This is a genomic window from Tritonibacter litoralis (genome assembly GCF_009496005.1).
Lineage (GTDB): Bacteria > Pseudomonadota > Alphaproteobacteria > Rhodobacterales > Rhodobacteraceae > Epibacterium > Epibacterium litoralis.
Genome location: NZ_WIBF01000031.1, coordinates 1 through 4,651, shown reverse-complemented (window position 1 = coordinate 4,651; position 4,651 = coordinate 1). Strand labels below are relative to the sequence as shown.

Below are 4,651 nucleotides of genomic sequence, written 5' to 3'. Positions count from 1 at the left end.
TCGGCCGCATGGGCGCGGATGTTAGGAAGCAGAATCTGCGTCGGTACGGCCTCGACAATCGTCTTGCCGGTCCGGGTGCGCTCGAGCTGACTGGCGTATTGCGTCATCATCACCGCGACGGTGTTTTGCTTCCGCGCGGTCACCAGCCAGTTCGAGAGCCGCTCCGCGAAATAGGCGTTGTCCAGCGCCTTCCAGGCCTCGTCGATCACGATGATCGTTGGGCGGCGATCTTCGATCTCACGCTCGACCCGGCGGAAGAGATAAGAGAGAACGGCCATGCGTTCCTTCTCGGCCTCGCTGTCGAGTATGCCGGTGAGATCGAAGCCCACCACATCGCCTTTGAGCGAGAAGGTGTCTTCCAGAGTCTGTCCGAATATCCAGCCGTAACGGCCCTCTTCGGTCCATTCGAGCAGGCGCTGATGCAGATCGCCACCATCATCGGTGGAGACGAATAGCGATGCGAAATCCCGCCAGTTCCGCAAGCCGGGATTCGTCGCCTGCGCGTTCTGGCGCACGACCTCTTGGATGCGGTTGGTCTGGGCAGGCGTCAGCGGCTTGTCTGCGCGATAGAGCAGGGTGGCGAGCCAGTCCGAGAGCCATGCCGTGCCGCGCGCATCGGTCTCGGTCCAGAGCGGGTTGAGGCCTGTGGGTTGCCCCGCTTTCAGGGACGCATAGCGTCCGCCATTGGCGCGGACCGCCATCTCCATACCGAGACGGTAATCGAAGACGAAGATCCGCGCCCCTGCTCGACGGGCCTGGGTCATGAGGAATGCCGAGAGGACCGACTTGCCAGACCCAGGCCGTCCCATGATCAGCGTATGCCCGCTGGTGGGTTCTTTGTCGGGGCTGCCTTGCTCGTGATATGAAAACCGATAGGCGCTCTGCTCGGGTGTGGGCAGATAGGTGATGATCTTGCCCCAAGGGGTTTTCTGAGCAGGCTTGCCAAGCTGCGTCCGATGAAACGCCGCGAAATCCGCAAAGTTGCGATTGGTGATCGCGCTGGCGCGCACGCGCTTAGGCTGGTTGCCAGGATGCTGGCTGAGGTAGTGGGCCTTGGCCGCAACCCGCTCGCCGATCATCTTCACGCCCTCGGCGGCGGCGGCGTTCACGATTTCGGCGCTGAGTGTCTGTAGCTCGTCGAGCGTGTCGCAGAAGATCGTTGCGATCATGTGGTGTTCACCGAAGCTTTGTCGCTTGGCCTCAAGATCATCGGCGGCGATGTCGAGGGCTTCCATCAGCGAGAGCGCCGCGTCCTGGCTCGCCTGCATCTGGCGCTTTTGCCGCTTGATCCGACCCGCCATGAGGTTCGAATTGATCGGCGTGAAGGAATGCGTGACGATCATGTCGACAGGCAGGTTCAGCATGTCGAACATGGTGCAGGAGGTTGCCTCGGAATATTCCCCGATGGTGAAACTCTTCCCAAAGCGGTGTCCCACGACGCCTTCGGAGAGTTCGAAGTGATCGCCTTGAAACGTCACTCGCGTGTTGGCGACGTTGAAGGACAGGAAACCATAGGTATTGGCCGGATAAAGCGGCAGTTCCTGGCCAGTGTTGAGGGCCCCCAGAAAGCCGATCAACTCGCCGGACTTGGCCGAAAGCACACGCGGATTCAGCTCCGTCAGGCCTGACACGAACACGCTCACGGCCTCGCCCAATCGGCGAAGGCGTTTCTCAGTTGCCTCCTTCAGCCGATCCGGTGCGCTGCGGTTCAGGAACGGCAGGACGCTTTTCGGGGGCGGGCGATGGATGACCGTGAGCGTCAGCGTCTTGTCGCGCAGCCCGCTGGTCTCGAGTTTCTTGCGCCAGAGCCGGTCAACTTCTCCAGCAAAACTGTCCTCGCGCACGGGCTCGAGGTCCGGCGTGATCGCCTTCGAGACCTTGTGGACGTAGTAGCTGAACTCCGGCCCCAGCTGCGCGATGATCCGGGCAAAAAGCGCGGTCACCTTGTCGAGATAGGCATCATCCGTGGTGTAGCTGTTGACCCCGTCGAGCCGAATGCACTGGAAAAGCTCGTTGACCCGCGTCCGCACGGTCCGGTCATCGACCTGGCTGACGTACGGCAGCATATGCGCAAGGCGGGTCTCGCGTGCATACCATTCGGGCGTCATCGTGCGGGGATCGAGCGCAGCATCACAGGCTTCATCACGGAGCATAGCTGTCCCCGCCATGGATGGAGCGGTTCCGCGTTGGTGGGGTTTCCTGCAGTGCCGTCATCATCACGTCGATGAAGCGCGGGTCCCAGTCCGCGGCCTTCCAAAGCACGGGATAGAGCAGGGCGGCCACGCCCAGCACCGCGATGTGCTGGATCCAGACGAACAAGAGCACCGAGCCAAAGAGCCAGACCATCGCATACATGATGGGCAGGCCCAAAAGCTTGGGCGGGCGCACGAGACCCAGAAAGAGGGGCGAGCGCTCAGCCACCGGCAAAGACCGCGGCAACGATGGTGGGGGCAGCCGCGACACCAGCGATGCCCACGAGGACCCAAAGCGCTTGGCGCAGGTCGATGATGTTGAAGAACCAGCTCAAGAAAACGCCGAGGACCGCGAGTGTGGCGATGACCACACCAAGCGGGCCGGTCAGCGCATCGACGATGCCCTGCAACAAGCTCTGGATCGGGGAAAGATCGATGCTCTGTGCTAGGGCGGGCTCTGCGACGAGCAGGAAGAGCGCGAGCGACGCAATAAACAGGTTAGATATGTGCTTCATGAATTTGATCCTTCCAATCGGGCCACGACAGCCATGACGCGGGCCACGTGGTTCTGGGTTTCTCGGTAGGGGGGAATGCCGCCGTACTGGCGGACCGCATCGGGTCCGGCGTTGTAGGCTGCAAGGGCAAGGCGTGGATCGCCGAACGTGTCCAACATCATCGCGAGGTAGCGGGCGGCCCCGTCGAGGTTCTGCAGCGGGTCGCGTGGGTCAACGCCGAGATCACGGGCAGTGGCGGGCATCAACTGGCCAAGGCCAATGGCACCTGCACTTGAAATCGCATCCTGCCGGTAGGCGCTCTCAACCTCGATATTGGCTCGATAGAGAGCCAGCCAATCCGTGACGGAAAGCTCCGCGCGCCTTAGGCCGGGGTGGCTGGCATAACGCAGGGCCGTGGTCTCTATGGCGTTTAGGACATCGGCACGGGGCAGGGGTGCCGGACCGACACGGGCTGCAAAGCGCATCGCTTCTCGCTCTGGCACAGTTTCATCGCTGCCGAAAATCGCAAGTTCGTCGGCTGCCGATCCCTGACCGATGCCGTCATTGTAGTTCCGAGCAAAACTGCTCTGAGACCGGGATGGGGTCAGAGAGCCGTCGCTCTCCATGACCAGGACCATTTGCGCTGAGGCAGGTGCTGCGACCAGCCAGAGACAGACGAGGTTAGCTGCCAGCGTCCTTGTCTGATGGGGCTTTGTCTGACGGCGCGAGTTTGTGGCTCCGGCTTGTTCCCGCTTCAAGCGGCAGGTCGACATGCGCAAAACCAAGGCCAATGAAGAAAGACACCACGCCGGAGATCGTTTTGAATTCGCGGATCTTGATATCGTTGTAGGTCGTCCGCGTGCGGGCGGTGACGAGGAGCTTTTCCGCCCCGTCATCAGAGACAACGCGCATGATCCAGACCCCGTAATAGCTGGGGCCTTTCTTATGTGCCGACTCCTGGCACAGGATTTCTGCGCTATAGCCGCTTTCCACGAGCTCGCGGAACCTGGCTTCCGTAACCACATTTGGTGCTTCAATGTCCCAGTTCATGGCCCGGCTCACGCTTTCTCCAATTGCGCGACCCCAGGCATTCCTACTTGAAGCCCAGAGTTACGATAGTATACTATCAACCGCAAGATGTAATATCGTGCTTTAGCTGTAGTTTGGTCACGCAAACACTAGTCACGGCCAGTGTCTGCGATCAAGGAGATAACAGGTTTGAGAAACCCAAGGTTGACTTGCCTGTTCCCATTGCAAGCTATGGTCCTTCTGATCTGCGTTCCTGGGCCGGTTTTGGCGGAATCCTGCTTTGCGCCGTCCCGTCCTTTCCTGCCAAGCGATTCGCAGGCCGCGCGGGACTATGCGGATATCATCCGCGGGGACTTCGAAGACTATATCCAGGATATCCAGAGCTACTTCCGTTGCCTCGACAGCGAACGCGCCCGCGCCTTCGAGGAAGCGCGCGAAGTCAGCGAGGACTATGGCCGGTTCCTGCAATTGGTAGGGGATTGATGGGCAACCTCGGGAGCATCAGACTTGCAGCCCATGGAAACCAGACGCCGATAACACCCTCATATATCTACTTTTTAGATAACAGATTTCATCCGCTAGCGACGTCACAAAAGGTATGTGACGCGTGGCAAAGACAATCAGAACAAATGGCCAGTTGGCGCTCGTCCGTGCGTTGGTTGAAGCACGTCAAAATGCGGGTCTCAGCCAGCAGCAGTTGGCGGCGAAGCTCAAACGCCACCAGTCGTTTGTGGCACGTCTCGAAAGTGGCGAGCGTCGTATCGACGTCGTGGAGTTTACAGTTCTGGCGAGGGTCATTGGTTTTGACAAAGATGAAGTCCTGTCGATTGTCGAAGCCGCCACGGAGCCCGACCACAGGATTTGAAGCCAATGAATTGTTGAGAACGCGGGAACCCATTTTCTCGGTCTGATGATCATTCCCTCATCGAGGACCAG

General features: G+C 59.9%; 7 protein-coding genes. 2 read left to right on the top strand and 5 right to left on the bottom strand.

Annotated elements, in window-relative coordinates:
* The 5 genes from GFB49_RS20710 to GFB49_RS20690 all read right to left on the bottom strand — a co-directional run.
* Positions 1–2,153: VirB4 family type IV secretion/conjugal transfer ATPase (locus GFB49_RS20710; RefSeq protein ID WP_153218149.1), on the bottom strand; the 2,153-nt coding region annotated here is incomplete at its 3' end.
* A complete protein-coding gene (locus GFB49_RS20705) occupies positions 2,143–2,421 on the bottom strand; it encodes a VirB3 family type IV secretion system protein (RefSeq protein ID WP_035252740.1) in 279 nt (92 codons plus the stop codon). The genes GFB49_RS20705 and GFB49_RS20710, both read right to left, overlap by 11 nt.
* Complete coding sequence (locus GFB49_RS20700) at positions 2,414–2,707, bottom strand: TrbC/VirB2 family protein (RefSeq protein WP_035252599.1); 294 nt, start codon at positions 2,705–2,707, stop codon at positions 2,414–2,416. Before GFB49_RS20700 ends, GFB49_RS20705 begins: the two co-directional genes overlap by 8 nt.
* Positions 2,704–3,324 (bottom strand): lytic transglycosylase domain-containing protein, encoded by a 621-nt coding sequence (locus tag GFB49_RS20695; protein WP_153218145.1) that lies wholly within the window; start codon positions 3,322–3,324, stop codon positions 2,704–2,706. Before GFB49_RS20695 ends, GFB49_RS20700 begins: the two co-directional genes overlap by 4 nt.
* Before the next feature lie 43 nt (positions 3,325–3,367).
* Positions 3,368–3,736, bottom strand: a complete 369-nt coding sequence (locus GFB49_RS20690) for a hypothetical protein (RefSeq protein ID WP_153218143.1) — start codon at positions 3,734–3,736, stop codon at positions 3,368–3,370.
* Positions 3,737–3,946: 210 nt separating this feature from the next.
* Between GFB49_RS20690 and GFB49_RS20685 the strand changes: the two genes are divergently transcribed.
* Both GFB49_RS20685 and GFB49_RS20680 read left to right on the top strand, forming a co-directional pair.
* Entirely contained in the window at positions 3,947–4,198 is a 252-nt protein-coding gene (locus GFB49_RS20685) for a hypothetical protein (RefSeq protein WP_153218141.1), read from the top strand.
* 124 nt (positions 4,199–4,322) lie between these two features.
* The gene (locus GFB49_RS20680; protein ID WP_183969278.1) at positions 4,323–4,580 is read left to right on the top strand and encodes a helix-turn-helix domain-containing protein; all 258 of its coding nucleotides are present in this window, start codon (positions 4,323–4,325) and stop codon (positions 4,578–4,580) included.
* Positions 4,581–4,651 lie beyond the last annotated feature (71 nt).

What these genes read in the sequence shown, in the direction of transcription:
- GFB49_RS20700 (WP_035252599.1), bottom strand. Translation starts at nt 2,707, where the DNA reads ATGAAGCACATATCTAACCTGTTTATTGCGTCGCTCGCGCTCTTCCTG.
- GFB49_RS20695 (WP_153218145.1), bottom strand. Translation starts at nt 3,324, where the DNA reads ATGGTCCTGGTCATGGAGAGCGACGGCTCTCTGACCCCATCCCGGTCT.
- GFB49_RS20690 (WP_153218143.1), bottom strand. Translation starts at nt 3,736, where the DNA reads ATGAACTGGGACATTGAAGCACCAAATGTGGTTACGGAAGCCAGGTTC.
- GFB49_RS20685 (WP_153218141.1), top strand. Translation starts at nt 3,947, where the DNA reads ATGGTCCTTCTGATCTGCGTTCCTGGGCCGGTTTTGGCGGAATCCTGC.